Genomic DNA, 14910 nt, shown 5'->3' with positions numbered 1-14910 from the left:
ATGTAGCAACCACCGGTGCGCTCCAGGGTGTGGGACAGGGGCAGAAAGGAAAGAAACAGATCCTCGCCCCCCATGGGGGCACACTGCTGGGCGGCATAGGCGTTCTGGAGGATGTTCTGGTGGGTCAGCATCACGCCCTTGGAACGACCCGTGGTACCCGAGGTGTACACCACGGTGGCCAGGGCGTCGGGGTCGACCTCGCGGGTCACCAGCTCGTGGTCACCCTCGGGAGCCCATTCGTCCAGGCACCTGAGGCGCTTGTCCTCGGGAAATTCTGCCGGGTCCACCGGCTGGAGGGTGATGATGCGATTGACCGTATCCAGCCGCTCGCGAACCTCCTGAAGACGTTTCCATTGCTGACGCCCCCCCAGGAGCAGCAGCTTCGCCCCGGCATCCTTGAGGATGTAGGCGATGTTGTCCGGTCGGTCGTCGGTGTACAGCGGCACGGTGATCAGGCCAAGGCCCAGGCAGGCCTGATCAAAGATCACCCATTCCTGACAGTTACGCAGCATGACCGCAACGCGGTCTCCCGGTGAAAGCGCTTCCTTTTGCAGTGCCGACTGCCAGCGGGCCACCTGCGCCCCCACCTGCTGCCAGTTGCGTGACACCCATTCGGAAGCCGACGGATCATACTGTTTGTAAGCCACCATTCCCGGGCTTCGCTTGACTCGCTCCCTGAACAGTCCAGCCAGGGTTCCCGCTTCCCCCGGCGTGATGACGTGATTGGGCTCGCCCATGTTGACTCCTCTGCTGTCGGGGTACTTGGCCCCGGGTTCTTGCCCGTGAGGGAATCTCGTCCTGCAGCGCATCATGGCCGGGTGAGCACGGTATCCCCAAGTTTTGCCTGAATATATCGCGATTGCCCAGTATAATCACCGGGATGGTCGGTTTTGGTGTGCTGTGTCAGTTCAATGTCGTGGCAGCCCACAGGCGGGCTCGCAAACCCCAGCCGGTGGCAAAGCCACGCTGGCGGAAGCGCACCTGGCCATCGGCGTCCACCACGAAAGTGGCCGGTACCGCGCCCACGCCGAAGCGGGCTGACAGGGCACCGGTTTCGTCCACCAGCACCGGATGGGTGTAGTCATGCTCGTGCATGTAGGCCCGCAGCTCCAGGGCACCGCCGGACTGCATGGCCAAAGTGAGCACCGGCCAGTCCTGACTGATGGACTCGATGGCTGGCTGTTCAACGCGGCAGATACCACACCAGGTGGCCCAGAAGTGCACCAGCACCGGCTGTCCACGATAGTCCGACAGGCTCACCGGTGAGCCGTCCAGCAGTGCGCCCTGAAGCGGCGGTGCCTCGCCGGAGATCATGTCCCGCTGTAACCAGGCCTTGATGGCCAGGAACACCAGCAGGATGATGATCCATTCCAGGGCACGGCGCAGCCAGCGCCGCCGTCCGGTATGCTTGGAGGTGTCACTCATGGCTGGGGGATGATCGCCTGCTGTAGAGAGAGAGCGTTCGTCGAACGCCATGGGGAGAACGTGACGGTTTGATACCGGTCCAAACCATTATCAACAGGCCCACGGCCTGCCCGCAAGCCAACGGGGACTCAAGATTCATGACCACATCCACCGTACAACCGCTGCGCCACTTCAAGGTTCCGGAAACCGCCTGGGTGGAAAGGCAGATGCCGCACTACACGGGAGCCGAGCGTGACCGGGTGATCGAGCGCATCAAGACTTTGCTCAAGGAACAGGATGCCACCCTCGTGGCCCACTACTATGTGCACGAGGACCTGCAGATGCTCGCCGAACAGACCGGCGGCTGCGTCTCCGACTCCCTGGATATGGCTCGTTTCGGCAAGGAGCACCCCGCCTCCACCCTGGTGGTGGCGGGCGTCCGCTTCATGGGAGAGACGGCCAAGATCCTGAGTCCGGAAAAAAGGGTCATCATGCCGACCCTGGAGGCAGAATGCTCCCTGGACCTAGGCTGCCCGGCAGATGAATTCATCACCTTCTGTGATCAGCATCCGGACCGCACGGTGGTGGTGTACGCCAACACCTCGGCCGAGGTGAAGGCGCGCGCCGACTACGTGGCCACCTCCAGCATCGCCGTGAAGCTGGTGGAACACCTGAAGGACGAGGGCAGAAAGATTCTCTGGGCGCCCGACCGGCACCTGGGTGCCTACATCCAGAAGACCACCGGCGCCGACATGGTGCTGTGGCATACCGCCTGCGTGGTGCATGATGAATTCCGTACCCGGGCGCTGAAGGATCTGCAACAGGCACACCCGGATGCCGCGGTGCTGGTGCACCCGGAGTCCCCTGCGGGCGTCATTGAACTGGCCGATGCGGTAGGCTCCACCTCACAACTCATCCAGGCGGCCCGTGAACTGCCCCACGAGACCCTGATCGTGGCCACCGACAGCGGCATCTTCTACAAAATGCGTCAGGCGGCCCCCCACAAGACCTTTCTGGAAGCCCCCACCGGCGGTCACAGCGCCACCTGCCGCAGTTGTGCCCATTGCCCCTGGATGGCCATGAACGGCCTGGGCAATCTGCTGGAAGTGCTGGAAAAGGGGGGTAACGAGATCCATGTGGAGGAAACCGTACGCCAGGGGGCGCTGCGCTCCACCCAGCGCATGCTGGATTTCGCCAGCGGTCAGCACACACCAGTGCTGGGGCGTGGGGACGCCTGATCCCATGGCGCCGCCGGACCGACTCTGGACCCCGTGCCCGTGAGCGACGAGGCGGCGCCCCAGCCCGTCATTCCCATGGCGGTGTTCCGCAAGATGGTGGCGCAGCTGCCGGCGGAGCAACTGTCCCGCCTGCCGCCGGAAAAACTGCCGGAAAACATCCCGCTGGACCTGGTGGACGAGGCCCCCTACTACTCCCGTCGCGCGGTGGAGAGCCTGATCCTCTCGGCCAACGCCTATCATCTGGAACGCAGGCTGCACATACAGGAGCAGTATGGCCCGGAGGTGATGAGCGCTCTGGACAAGTCGCAGGTGGTTGGCAATACCGCCAACGTCAAGATCTTCTGGCAGAAACTGGAAGGCCTGGGGCAGCTTTACGAGCAGTGGCACAGGGAACACACCCCCCAGAACCTGGACCGTCTCGGCAACCAGATCCGTACCCTCAATGCCCTGTTGCTGGATATCAGGGCCGAAAACGCAGACACCACCCGCTCGGCCCAGTTGTTACGGGATCAGGTCTACGCGCCAGACCATGCGCCGGTGTTTCAGCAGGCCATCGAGCGGTTGCATGAACACAGCGAGCGCATCGAGAACCTGCTGGCCCAGTATTTCCGTATCCGCATCACGGTTGCCCAGCACGAGATGCAGGTACGCCTCAAGCAGATCAACACCCTGGACCAGCAGGCGGAAACCCTGCGCGAGCAGATCGAGGATCTGCGCACACAGCTTGAGGACTCCCAGACCCTATGGCGTCGAGCGGTCAAGCGCCTCCACGCCGATCAGCAGGCGGAGCACCTGCAATCGCGCATCATGGCCCTGGCAGCGGAACTGCGCTCTCGGGAAGTGAGCATCTCGGAAACCCAACTGACCCAGTGGCTGGATGCCCTGGTGGACGCGGCCCTGCATCCTCTGACCCGGGCATCCGTTTCCCGTCACATGGGCGACGGGCGCATGGCCTTGTACAGCCTGCTCAGCCGCTACTGTCAGCAGCAGGAGAACTCGGCCCGCCAAATCGCCCGCAATCCCTTCCTGCAGGTGGATCCGGCCCAGGCCATCCGCTTCGTCCTGCTTTCCGAGCAGTTCATCCTGGACTACTTTCGCAAGAAGCGGAACGAGACAACAGCCTGGATCAGCGACGTGGCCCAGGTGAAGAGCGAGGACCTGGATGGGCTGGAGCGGGAGATACTCAGCGAGTTGAAACGCTCGAGCCGATTCAAGCGCAAGTCCAGCGGTTGAGGGGCCTGGAGGGCTGGTGCCTGCCGACAGCCTCAATACACCTTGGGCGCCCCCTGCGGACGGGTCTTGAAGAACCGCAGTGTCCAGAGATACTGAGCTGGATCGCGGCGGATCAGGGCCTCCAGGGCAGCGTTCATGAGGGCTGCGTCCTGCACGTCGTCCCCGGTGGGAAAATCAGCGAGGGGCTCGGCCATGACCAGTTCATAACGATCCTCATCGACCCGGTAGAAACCCATGCTGGGTACCACCGGAGCACCGGTGAGGCGCGCCAGGCGACCCAGGGCAGGGATGGTCGCCTTGGGCACCCCGAAGAAGGGGGCAAACACCGTGTGGGCGGGGCCCAGATCCTCATCCGCCAGATAATAGAACACCTTGCCCTGCCGGGTGTGGCGGATGGCCGGGCGCAGCCCCTGATCCCGGGCAAACATGGCGGCGCCATACTGGGAACGACTGCGGGTGTTGATCCACTCGATGATGGGGTTCTTCATGGGCTTGGCAAAAGACACCCCGCCGCACTCCAGGCTCAACCTCAAGCCACCAAAATCCAGGGCCGGGGCATGGGCGGCACAGATGATGGCCGGCTGGCCCTGGCGCTGCATCTCCAGCACACCCGCTTCATCCATCAGTTGCAAACGCGCCCGATGGCGCCGGAGGCTGCCAAACCAGAGCACGGGGTAATCCACAAAACATTGCCCGACGATACGAAAATGCTCACGCAACACACGCTCGCGCTCTGCTTCCGTCCACTCGGGAAAGCACAGCCGCAGGTTCACGCGGCCAATCTGCCGCCGGCGCCCGCCGGTCACCCAGGCCAGCCAGCCCACCATCCGCCCCAGCCCCCGAGCCACGGGCCGGGGTAACCACATGGCCGCCCACAGCAGGCCGATACCCAGCCAGGTCCCCCAGTATCGCGGATGCAGCATGGCCCGCTCGAAGTGGGTGCGGTAGCCCTCCGGGGCCTGGACCCCCGCGTCAGTCATGGCGCCCCTCTTCCACCGCGATCCGCTTTTCCAGCCGCTTGCGGAAGATGCGCATCTCCTTGGCTGCCTGGATATCCCCGCGGGACTCGGCCACCGTGATGCCCTCGTTATAGGCATCCAGGGCCTCGAACAGCGCCCCGCTCTCGTCCAGGGCCCGCCCCAGCAACTTCCAGGCGGCAGAATAGGCCGGATCATGGCCCACGGCGGCCCGCAAATGGATGGACGCCTCACCGGGGCGACCGTCGGCCAGATAGGCATTGCCCAGGGAGAATCGCAGCAATTGATTATCCTGACCGTCGGCCAGCATGGCCTCGAAGCGTTCGATATTGGTCATGTTCGGCCCGTTCGTTTTACAAAAATGAGCAACCAGTATAACGTCAACCCAAGCAGGCAAAACCCGGACGGGCCTACAGGAATGTCACGCTGACCTGGAACAGGCGTTCCACCTCGTTGACGCGTTTCTTGTCCGTGAGGAACAGGATCACGTGGTCCTCCGACTGCACCACGGTGTCGCGGTGGGCAATGATCACCTCGTCGCCGCGCACCAGGGCACCGATGGTGCAGCCCTTGGGCAGCTTGATCTCCTCCACCCGGCGACCCACCACCTTGGAGGTCTTGCGATCGCCATGGGCCACCGCCTCGATAGCCTCGGCGGCGCCACGACGCAGGCTGTGCACGGCCACCACATCGCCGCGGCGCACATGGGTGAGCAGGGCGCCGATGGTCACCTGCTGCGGTGAGATGGCGATATCGATCACCCCGCTCTGCACCAGCTCCACGTAACTGGGACGGTTGATCAGCGACATCACCGTGCGGGCGCCCAGGCGCTTGGCCAGCATGGCGGAAAGGATGTTGGCCTCATCATCGTCGGTGACCGCCACATAGACATCCGTGCCCTCGATGTTCTCTTCGATGAGCAGTTCCTTATCCGCCGCATCGCCCATCAGCACCACCACATGATCCAGGGTCTCGGCCAGCTCCTTGGCCCGGGCCGGGTTGCGCTCGATGAGCTTGACGGAGAAATGCGGACCCAGGTTCTGGGCCAGGCGCTTGCCGATGTTGCCGCCCCCGGCGATCATCAGGCGCCGATAGGGCTTGTCCAGGCGCCGCAACTCACTGGTCACGGCGCGGATATTGCGTCGCGCGGCAATGAAGAAGACCTCGTCATCCACCTCGACGACCGTGTGGCCCTCGGGGAAGATGGGCTTCTCGCGCCGGAAGATGGCCGCTACCCGGGTCTGCACACCGGGCATGTGGGTGGCCAGGTGCTTGAGCTCCTTGCCCACCAATGGCCCCCCATGATAGGCGCGCACCGCCACCAGGGAGACCCGGCCATCGGCGAAGTCCAGCACCTGCAGGGCCCCCGGATGCTCGATGAGGCGCTGGATGTAATTGGTGACCACCTCCTCGGGACTGATGAGCACATCGATGGGCAACGATTCCGGGGTGAACAGGGCTCGGTATTCCAGATACTCGATACCCCGTACCCGGGCGATCTTGGTGGGGGTATGGAACAGGGTATACGCCACCTGACAGGCGATCATGTTGGTCTCATCGGAATTGGTGACCGCAATGATCATGTCCGCATCCCGCGCACCGGCGCTGATGAGCACGTCCGGATGGGAGGCGAAGCCGACGATGGTGCGCAGGTCCAGGCGGTCCTGAAGGGCCCGCAGGATGTCCGGGCGGGTGTCCACGACAGTGATATCGTTGGCCTCGTTGGCCAGATTATGGGCCACCGTGCTACCCACCTGGCCCGCGCCCAGTATCAGTATTTTCATGGTTCAGTCCCGGGACTTCTTCGGCTCGATGCCAAGGGCGCGCAGTTTACGATACAAATGCGTGCGTTCAAGCCCCACCCTTTCCGCCAGGCGGGTCATATGGCCATCCACCTGCTCCAGCTGACGCAGCAGATAATCCCGTTCGAACTGTTCGCGGGCCTCGCGCAGCGGCAGTTGTGTATTGATCTCCAGGCCCTCCCGGGATCCCACGGGCTGGGGGGCAATCCCGGCCAGCGCGGCCTCCACCTCGGCTGCGTCCACTTCATCGGCGTTCCCCAGAATCAGCAGGCGCTGTACCAGGTTGCGCAGTTCGCGGATATTGCCCGGCCAGGGGTGACGGGCCAGGCGGGCCCGGGCACCCCCGCTGAAATGGCGCTGGGGCAGGCCCTCCTCCTGATGAAAGGCGTGAACATAGTGCTCCAGCAGTTCCGGGATGTCGTCCACATGCTCGCGCAGCGGCGGGATGTGCAGGGGCACCACGCTAAGGCGATAGTAGAGATCCTCGCGGAACTGCCCGGCGGTCACCCGGGCCCGCAAATCCTCCTGGGTGGCGGCCACCACCCGCACATTGACAGCGATGGGATCGCTACCGCCCACCCGGGTCATGCGCTGGCCCTCCAGGGCGGTGAGCAACCGGCCCTGGGTGTGCGGATCCATCTGCGCCACCTCGTCCAGGAACAGTGTGCCGCCGCTGGCCTGCTCCAGCAGCCCGTAGCGGATGCGGTGGCCCTGTTCCTGACCGAAGATCTCCACCACCGCCTCATCGGCACTCATGGCCCCCACCGGCACCTCCACGAAGGGTCGGCCGGCCCGGGCACTGCAGACATGCAGATACCGGGCAAACATTTGCTTGCCCACCCCGGCCTCACCGGTGATCAGCACCCAGGTATCGTGCTGGGCGATGCGGTTCACCTGATCCCTAAGGGCCTGCATGGCCGTGCTGGAACCTTCCGGCTCAACGGTGTTGTGGGAACGCCGACGCAGGCCGATGTTTTCCCGGGTGAGCCGGTCGGCCTCCAGGGCCCGCTCCACGGTAAGGGTGAGCTTGGCCAGTGAGAGCGGTTTTTCCAGGAAATCATAGGCCCCCAGACGGGTGGCCTCCACAGCACTCTCCACCGTGCCATGGCCGGACATCATGATTACCGGGCTGGGCTGCCCCCCCGCCTCGATCCATTCCTTGAGCAGGGAAATGCCATCGCCATCGGGCATCCAGATATCCAGCAGGATGAGGTCGAAGCGGCGTTTGCGACGCTGCTCCCGGGCCTCTTCCACCGTGCCCGCCACGGCCACACCGTAGCCCTCGTCTTCCAGGATCTCCTGTACCAGACCACGAATATCCGGTTCGTCATCCACCACCAGGATATAGGATTCGCTCACACCACCTCCCGAGACTCATGGGTATCGGCAGGGCTGTCTTCGGAAAGTGGCAAATGGATGCTGACCACCACCCCACCCTCCGGGCGGTTGGCCGCCCGCACCATGCCGTTATGCTCTTCGACCAGTTTCCTGACAATGGCCAGGCCAAGCCCCGTCCCTTTGGGCTTGCTGGTCACATAGGGTTCGAACAACCGCGTCATCATGTCTTCCGACAGGCCGCGGCCATTATCCAGCACGAGAATTTCCACCATGCTGCGGTGACCGTCCACCTGCTGACGGGTCTGGAGGCTCAGGCAACCGTCGTCCATGCCTTCCAGGGCCTCCAGACCATTCTTGATGAGATTATGCAGCACCTGGCGCAAGCGGCCCGCATCCGCCCGCAGCGGCGGCAGGCGCTCATCCAGGCTCAGTTCAAGGCGCACGCCGACATCCCCGTGACGATACAATTCCGCCACCTCACGCACCAGTTGATTCAGGTCCAGAGGCTTGATGGCCAGGGCCGGAGGCCGAGCATAATCGCTGAAGGCGTTGACCATGGCCTTCATGGCCTCCACCTGGTTGATGATGGTCTGCGTGGAACGCTGCAGAATCAGGGCCTCGGCCTCCTTGAGGTGCGGCTGCAATTTGCGCTCCAGACGCTCGGCGGAGAGCTGGATGGGGGTGAGTGGGTTCTTGATCTCATGGGCCAGGCGCCGGGCCACCTCCGCCCAGGCGGCATCCCGCTGGGCCTGAATCAGGGTGGTGATGTCATCGAACACCACCACCGGACCACCCCGCAGGCCGCTCCCATGGGACAACCAGACACCCCGGCACATGAGTACCTTGCGACCGCCGGCACCAAAAGCGGTGAGTTGCTCGCTCCATTCCGGTCGGCGTTCGGAGAAGAACGGGCCCAATTCTTCCTGAAACCGCTCCACCACGCCGGAGTGACGGGCAATTTCGTCCAGATCGTGCCCCAGATGACGCTCCAGATCCACCTCCAGGATCTGCGAGGCGGCGGCATTCGCCGTGCGCAGGGTCAGGCGGCGATCCAGGGTAATGACGCCGGAAGAAAGGTTCTGCAGCACGGCTTCCAGGTACATGCGCTGACTTTCCGCCAATCTGCGGCTGCGCTCCACCTCGTCGCGGGTGGCGGCCAGGGTGGCGGTCATGGCATTGAACGAGCGCACCAGAAAACCCAGTTCATCATTCTGGGTGACAGGGAGCTTCTTGTGATACTCACCGGCAGCCACGGCGCGAGTGCCCTCAGCCAGTTCCTGGATGGGTGCCACCAGGCGTCCGGCAGAGTACAGGGCCCCCCAGACAGCGGCCATCACTGATACCAGCAGGGCCAGGGACAGGGTGATGGTGAAGCTTTGCTTGATCGGGCCCCGCAGATAGGCAAATTCCTTGTACTCGGAGAAGGCATCCTGGACGCTGTCGGCCAGGGCCCCCATGCGTGGCGCCACCGGATACACCGCCTGCAGGATGCGGCCATCTCCAGAGGGGCTACGGCTGGGCACCGGCGTGACCACGCGGATATGCAGTCCTTCGTCATACACGGGCTCCAGGGCCGAGTATGTACGCCCCTGGGACAAGAGCATCAGTACCTCCCCGGCAGGCAAGGTGGGCAGGCGCTGCAGGGTGGCACCACTGGTGTAGGCGATGATGCGGTTGTCGGCCCCGAACAGGGCCAGTTCCATGGCCCGGCTGTCGTCGCGCATGTCTCCCAGACGCAACGCCGCCAGGGCCTGGGAGACATCCACCAGATCCCGGGCCAAGGACTCGGTCTCCTGGGTGTGCTGGCGCACACGCAGATCCAGGGACGAACGGGACAGTTCCAGGGCATCCTCCAGGGCCTTTTCCACGCGCACATCGAACCAGCTGTCGATGCCCTGATCCAGAAAGGTGATGGAGAAGTAATACACCACCATGACCGGCACCAAGGCCAGGCCCACGAAAAGGGTCACCAGTTTGAGGGTCAGCCGCGATCCGGGTTCATTGCGCAGTACCCGGCGGGTCACGAGAAACAGCTTGGTACCGATCAAGGCCGCCATGAAGACCAGGGCCAGCGAGTTGAACAACAGCAGCCAGATGTAAAGGCGCTCGAAGCGCTCGGAGTTCTGGGCCGCATCACTCATCACCAGCAGCGACAGCAGCAGCACCACGAAGATGATGCCCATGGGCAGCAGGCCCAGCGAGAGTCGTCTCAACGCAATGACCATGTATACCAGTCGCTCGCTGGGCTCCACTCACTCATCACATAACCCCGCACCCGCAGCGGCAGCGGCAGGGCATCCACCCGCAGCCGGGTGCGCAAACGGATTCGGTAGTCCTGTCCATCCTGAAGCAGGGAGGCATCCAGCAATGGCAGTTCATCCAACGCTCCCAGGGTGAACAAGGCCGACTGCAGACGATAGAAGGTGCGCTTCACCCCCGTGTTCAGATGGGTGATCACGTACAGTCGGCTCAGGGCATGGTATTCCAGACGATAACGCTGGGAGAGTTCGGCCACGGTGGCATCCCAGATCCAGTCACGACCGCGACTGACCTCTACCTGCACCTCGAAGGTGAGCTTCACACCATTGTGAAGCGCCTCATCCAGATTGGGGGTGAGGTGGTAATCGATGGTGGCGTTGAGCAGATACAGACCGTTGGCCAGTTCGGTATGGGCGGACCGAACCTTCAGGGGGGCATCACCGGACAGGGCATTGACCGGCAGGGCCACCAGCAGGGAGAGCAGGCACGACAACAGCAGCGCCCGCAAACCGTACATCCGGGTTTGTGACGCCGCGCAGGTCAACGCTTGATCAGCCGAGCATAATAGAAACCGTCCATTTCCTGGTCACCGGTGAGGATCTGGCGACCCACCGTTCGGGCGCGGCCCCAGGAAGCCTGCAGAGGGGATTCGCTGGCCGAGGGTTCATCGTGAAGGAATTGAGCCACGGTCAAGTCGTTTTCATCCGGCAACAGGGAACAGGTGACATACAGAAGCATACCCCCGGGCGCCAGCAGCGGCCAGAGCGCCCGCAGCAGTCGGGCCTGCTCGGTGGCCAGGGCGGGGATGTCCGCATCCCGGCGCAGCAACTTGATGTCCGGATGCCGACGGATCACGCCGGTGGCGGAACAGGGTACATCCAGCAGGATGCGGTCATAGACCGCGCCCTGATGCCAGTTTTCAGGCCTGGCCCCGTCACCGGCCACCAGGCGGGCCTGATACCGGCCACGGTCCAGGTTCTCCCTCACCCGATCCAGGCGCCCGGCCTGGCTATCCAGGGCGGTGATGTCCAGATCGCCACCGGCCTGTTCCAGGAGATGCAGGGTCTTGCCCCCGGGGGCTGCGCAGGCATCCAGCACTCGCTGTCCCGGGTGGCAGTCCAGCAAAGGGGCCGCCAGTTGTGCCGCGGCGTCCTGAACCGAGACCTCGCCGGCCTGAAAACCGGGCAGGGTCTCCACCGCCACCGGTTCGGACAGGATGAGGGCCGAGGGCACCTGTTCGAGGGGATGGGCCTGAAGGCCTGCCGCCGCCAGCCGGGCCTGATAATCCGCCCGCGAGCCCCGGTGCAGGTTCACCCGCAGGGTCATGGGGGGATGGGCGTTCATGGCCTGGCAGAGGGTGTCGACATCCGCCCCATAGGCCTGCTGCAAACACCCGAAGAGCCAGTCCGGCAGGGCATGACGCAGGGCCGGCAACTGATCCACCTGCTGCCCCCAAGCCTCACCCTCGCGCTGGGCCCGGCGCAGCACGCCATTGATCAGACCCACGGCCCAGCGCTTGCGCAGGCTGCGCCCCAGATCGGCGGTCTGCTGGATGACGGCATAGTCGGGGGTATTCATGGACTGCATCTCGAACAGCCCCATCAGCAGGGCACAGGCCACGTCCTGATCCCTGCCCCGCAGGGGTTTGTCCATCCAGCCATCGAGCATGGCCTGGAGACGGCGGTGCCAGCGCAAGGTGCCGTAGCACAGGGCCTGGGTCAGGCCGCGGTCGCGGGGGGGCACCTGCTGCAGTTGATGCGGCAGGGCATCGGAAAGAGAGGCGCCGTCCTTGAGGACACGCAACAGGACCTTGAGAGCGGCTTCACGAGGTGACATGAGTTTTCCTACTGTCCCAGCACGCGGCCCAGCAGGGAGCGTCCGTTCAGAAATTCCCGCGCTGACAGCGGCTTGCCACCTGGAAGTTGCAGGCGGGTGATGCGCAGCAGACCCTCGCCAGTGGCCACATCGATGCCTTCAGGGCCCTCTGCCACCACGGTGCCGGGCGCCGCCGAGGCCTGCCCTGCGGGCAACGCCGACATCCACAGGCGCAAGGGCTGCCCCTGGTAGAGGGTCTGGGCCACCGGCCAGGGATTGAAGGCACGCACGCGACGATCCAGGCAGACGGCTCGCCGGGTCCAGTCCAGCGGAACCTCGGCCTTGCTGAGCTTCTCGGCATACGTGACCCGGGCCTCGTCCTGGGGCTTTCCCTGCAGCGAGCCTGCCTCCAGGGCCGTCAGTCCCTGGAGCAGGAGATCCGCACCCTGGTCCGCCAGGGTGTCGTGCAGGGTGGCAGCGGTGTCGTGGGCGGTGATGGGGCAAAGGGATTTGAGCAGCATGTCGCCGGTATCCAGCCCGGCAGCCATCTGCATCAGGGTGATGCCGGTCTCTTCGTCCCCGGCCAACAGGGCACGCTGGATGGGCGCGGCGCCACGCCAGCGGGGCAGCAGCGAGGCATGCAGATTCACGCAGCCCAGGCGGGGGATGTCCAGCACGGCCTGGGGCAGGATCAAGCCATAGGCCGCCACCACCATCAGGTCCGGATCGTGGGCCTGCAGCATCTGTTGAGTGGCCTCGTCGCGCAGGCGTTCGGGCTGCTCCACGGGAATCCCGTGAGCCTGAGCCAGTTGCTTGACGGGGCTGGGCTTGAGTTTTCGCCCCCGCCCGGCGGGGCGGTCCGGCTGGGTGTAGACGGCCACCACCGTATGGGGGGAGTCAATCAGGGCCTTGAGGGCGGGTACGGCGAACTCCGGCGTGCCGGCATAGACAATCCGCATCAAACTGCCTCGCGCTGCCGCGGGGCGCGACTGGGCGTGCCGTGACGGCTGGATTTTTCGAGCTTCTTGCGAATGCGATCGCGCTTGAGCTTGGAGAGGTGGTCCACGAACAGCCTGCCGTCCAGATGATCGATCTCATGCTGGATGCACACCCCCAGCAGTCCGCCCGCCTCCATCTCGAAAGGCTTGCCCTGACGGTCCAGGGCCCTCACCCGGATCCGCTCGGCCCGTGTCACCGGTTCGTAATACCCCGGCACGGACAGACAGCCCTCCTCGCACTCTGCCTCGCCCCAGCGATCGGTGATCTCCGGGTTGATGAAGCACAAGGGACGCAGCCCCTGGCCGGAGCGCTCTTCGGAGCCCTCATCGGCCACATCCATCACGATCACCCGGCGCAGCACGTTCACCTGCACGGCAGCCAGGCCGATGCCCTCGGAGGCATACATCGTCTCGAACATATCGTCCACGAGCTTGCGGATCTCGCCATCCACAGCCTTGACGGGTTCGGCCTGACGACGCAGCCGGGGATCGGGAAAACGCAGGATTTCTAGTAGTGCCATGACCGCCTATCCGCTCAATGGGTGTATTTGTGCAGCGTCAAAAACATTTCTGCTAAAGTTGTGATTCCATCAGGATCATGCCGTCCGGGCTCGCGCACGGGGAAGCCGAGACGGCCGGGACCCGCCGGGGATCGGCGGGCAAACCGCATCCGGGCCACAGGCGCCCTGGCGACGAGGGGGAACGATGTCCGCTCCATATCCGCTGCGTGTCGGACACGCGATGTCCGTCGTGACGCTTATTCTAGCGTTCCTGGCCTCGGGTTGCGCCACCGCGCCCGAGCCATCACCTGAACCGATACCTGAGCCACCCCGGGCGGAGGTGCCGCCGGAGCCCGAGGCAGAACCCGAGATCCGCATCCAGCCCACGGCCCCCGAGCGCTACGTGGTACAGCCGGGCGACACCCTCTGGGATATTTCCAACCATTTCCTGCGCGACCCCTGGTACTGGCCGGAATTGTGGGTGGCCAACCCACAGATCCCCAACCCGCACCTGATCTACCCCGGCGACATCATCACACTGTACTACGTGGATGGACGCCCGCGTCTGACGGTGGATGGCGGCCCCCGCGTGCGCCCGACCGTGAGACTCTCGCCCCGGGTACGCGCCGAACCGCTTCCACCCAGCCTTGATGTACCCATCCAGGCCCTGCAACAGTTTCTCGTGCGTCCTCGTATTGTGACAGAGGAGCAGATGGAAGATTCCGCCTACTTGCTGGCCTCACAGGACGAACGCATGGTATTTGGCGCCCATGATCGCGTCTATGCCAGGCGCCTGGCCGATGACCCCTTGGGCACCCGCTACAATATCTTCCGTGCCGGTGGCGAACTGCGCGACCCGGTCACCGGGGAAATGCTGGGATTCGAGGCCATCCCCGTGGGCGATGCCGAACTGGTACGTGAAGGGGATCCCGCCACGGTGGCACTCACCCGCAGCGACCGGGAGGCCCTCACCGGCGACCGACTGCTGCCTCAGGATGACAGTGACCAGGCCTTCCTGTTCACCCTCGGCACGCCGGACGCAGAGACCGAGGGGCAGATCATCTCCCTGTTCGATGCCATCAGCCAGATTGCCCGATTCCAGGTGGCCGTCATCAACCTGGGGGAACGCGAGGGTATCGAACGTGGTCATGTATTTGCCGCCTATCAGTCGGGCCGCGAGGTGCGCGACCGGTTTGCCGGGCGCGGCAGCGAGACCGTGACCCTGCCGGACGAGCGCGTGGGCCTGGTGATGGTATTTCGCACCTTCGAAAAGGTGAGTTACGCCCTGGTGATGGAATCCACCCATCCGATTGAGCGCGGTTTTGCGGTCAAACACCCCTGAGACA

General features: G+C 64.3%; 14 protein-coding genes. 3 read left to right on the top strand and 11 right to left on the bottom strand.

Features of this window, described 5'->3' with window-relative positions:
- Positions 1 to 737, bottom strand: a 737-nt coding sequence (locus tag LPW29_RS10145; RefSeq protein WP_238627902.1) for an AMP-binding protein, incomplete at its 3' end; no start/stop codon positions are given.
- A 166-nt stretch (positions 738 to 903) separates the two neighbouring features.
- Positions 904 to 1425 carry a protein disulfide oxidoreductase gene (locus LPW29_RS10140; protein ID WP_238627901.1) on the bottom strand — a complete coding sequence of 174 codons (522 nt, stop codon included), beginning with the start codon at positions 1423 to 1425 and terminating at the stop codon, positions 904 to 906.
- 137 nt (positions 1426 to 1562) lie between these two features.
- On the opposite strand from LPW29_RS10140, the gene nadA reads away from it, so the two are divergent.
- Positions 1563 to 2642, top strand: coding sequence for a quinolinate synthase NadA (gene nadA / locus LPW29_RS10135; RefSeq protein WP_255705557.1), 1080 nt, complete (start codon positions 1563 to 1565; stop codon positions 2640 to 2642).
- A gap of 39 nt (positions 2643 to 2681) precedes the next feature.
- Entirely contained in the window at positions 2682 to 3875 is a 1194-nt protein-coding gene (locus LPW29_RS10130) for a hypothetical protein (RefSeq protein ID WP_238627900.1), read from the top strand.
- Positions 3876 to 3907: 32 nt separating this feature from the next.
- Here LPW29_RS10130 and LPW29_RS10125 read toward each other — a convergent pair whose 3' ends face one another.
- The 9 genes from LPW29_RS10125 to def form a co-directional block, all read right to left on the bottom strand.
- On the bottom strand, positions 3908 to 4855 hold the full coding sequence (locus tag LPW29_RS10125) for an LpxL/LpxP family acyltransferase (RefSeq protein WP_238627899.1): 948 nt from the start codon (positions 4853 to 4855) through the stop codon (positions 3908 to 3910).
- Complete coding sequence (locus LPW29_RS10120) at positions 4848 to 5189, bottom strand: tetratricopeptide repeat protein (RefSeq protein WP_090252162.1); 342 nt, start codon at positions 5187 to 5189, stop codon at positions 4848 to 4850. The genes LPW29_RS10125 and LPW29_RS10120 overlap by 8 nt, the downstream gene beginning before the upstream one ends.
- 73 nt (positions 5190 to 5262) lie before the next feature.
- Positions 5263 to 6636, bottom strand: coding sequence for a Trk system potassium transporter TrkA (trkA, locus tag LPW29_RS10115; RefSeq protein ID WP_090252161.1), 1374 nt, complete (start codon positions 6634 to 6636; stop codon positions 5263 to 5265).
- Positions 6637 to 6639: 3 nt separating this feature from the next.
- On the bottom strand, positions 6640 to 8013 hold the full coding sequence (locus LPW29_RS10110; protein WP_090252158.1) for a sigma-54-dependent transcriptional regulator: 1374 nt from the start codon (positions 8011 to 8013) through the stop codon (positions 6640 to 6642).
- Positions 8010 to 10217: an ATP-binding protein gene (locus tag LPW29_RS10105; RefSeq protein WP_238627904.1), complete on the bottom strand. Its 2208-nt coding sequence runs from the start codon at positions 10215 to 10217 to the stop codon at positions 8010 to 8012. The genes LPW29_RS10110 and LPW29_RS10105 overlap by 4 nt, the downstream gene beginning before the upstream one ends.
- Complete coding sequence (locus LPW29_RS10100; protein ID WP_090252153.1) at positions 10202 to 10768, bottom strand: DUF4390 domain-containing protein; 567 nt, start codon at positions 10766 to 10768, stop codon at positions 10202 to 10204. Before LPW29_RS10100 ends, LPW29_RS10105 begins: the two co-directional genes overlap by 16 nt.
- A 23-nt stretch (positions 10769 to 10791) precedes the next feature.
- The gene (gene rsmB, locus LPW29_RS10095; RefSeq protein WP_238627897.1) at positions 10792 to 12087 is read right to left on the bottom strand and encodes a 16S rRNA (cytosine(967)-C(5))-methyltransferase RsmB; all 1296 of its coding nucleotides are present in this window, start codon (positions 12085 to 12087) and stop codon (positions 10792 to 10794) included.
- Positions 12088 to 12095: 8 nt separating this feature from the next.
- A complete protein-coding gene (fmt, locus tag LPW29_RS10090) occupies positions 12096 to 13025 on the bottom strand; it encodes a methionyl-tRNA formyltransferase (RefSeq protein WP_238627896.1) in 930 nt (309 codons plus the stop codon).
- Complete coding sequence (gene def, locus LPW29_RS10085; protein WP_238627895.1) at positions 13025 to 13585, bottom strand: peptide deformylase; 561 nt, start codon at positions 13583 to 13585, stop codon at positions 13025 to 13027. The genes fmt and def overlap by 1 nt, the downstream gene beginning before the upstream one ends.
- A 184-nt stretch (positions 13586 to 13769) precedes the next feature.
- Here def and LPW29_RS10080 point away from each other — a divergent pair, with 184 nt between their 5' ends.
- A complete protein-coding gene (locus tag LPW29_RS10080; protein WP_443112353.1) occupies positions 13770 to 14906 on the top strand; it encodes a LysM peptidoglycan-binding domain-containing protein in 1137 nt (378 codons plus the stop codon).
- Positions 14907 to 14910: the final 4 nt, after the last annotated feature.

This window comes from Ectothiorhodospira sp. 9100 (genome assembly GCF_022227565.1).
GTDB lineage: Bacteria > Pseudomonadota > Gammaproteobacteria > Ectothiorhodospirales > Ectothiorhodospiraceae > Ectothiorhodospira > Ectothiorhodospira marina.
Note: the sequence above shows the minus strand (reverse complement) of the source record. Positions and strands in the feature narration are given on the sequence as shown.

Coding starts and splice junctions, on each gene's coding strand:
- LPW29_RS10120 (WP_090252162.1), bottom strand. CDS start 5,189: ATGACCAATATCGAACGCTTCGAGGCCATGCTGGCCGACGGTCAGGAT.
- nadA (WP_255705557.1), top strand. CDS start 1,563: ATGACCACATCCACCGTACAACCGCTGCGCCACTTCAAGGTTCCGGAA.
- LPW29_RS10080 (WP_443112353.1), top strand. CDS start 13,770: ATGTCCGCTCCATATCCGCTGCGTGTCGGACACGCGATGTCCGTCGTG.
- LPW29_RS10140 (WP_238627901.1), bottom strand. CDS start 1,425: ATGAGTGACACCTCCAAGCATACCGGACGGCGGCGCTGGCTGCGCCGT.
- trkA (WP_090252161.1), bottom strand. CDS start 6,636: ATGAAAATACTGATACTGGGCGCGGGCCAGGTGGGTAGCACGGTGGCC.
- def (WP_238627895.1), bottom strand. CDS start 13,585: ATGGCACTACTAGAAATCCTGCGTTTTCCCGATCCCCGGCTGCGTCGT.
- rsmB (WP_238627897.1), bottom strand. CDS start 12,087: ATGTCACCTCGTGAAGCCGCTCTCAAGGTCCTGTTGCGTGTCCTCAAG.
- LPW29_RS10100 (WP_090252153.1), bottom strand. CDS start 10,768: ATGTACGGTTTGCGGGCGCTGCTGTTGTCGTGCCTGCTCTCCCTGCTG.
- LPW29_RS10125 (WP_238627899.1), bottom strand. CDS start 4,855: ATGACTGACGCGGGGGTCCAGGCCCCGGAGGGCTACCGCACCCACTTC.
- LPW29_RS10105 (WP_238627904.1), bottom strand. CDS start 10,217: ATGGTCATTGCGTTGAGACGACTCTCGCTGGGCCTGCTGCCCATGGGC.
- fmt (WP_238627896.1), bottom strand. CDS start 13,025: ATGCGGATTGTCTATGCCGGCACGCCGGAGTTCGCCGTACCCGCCCTC.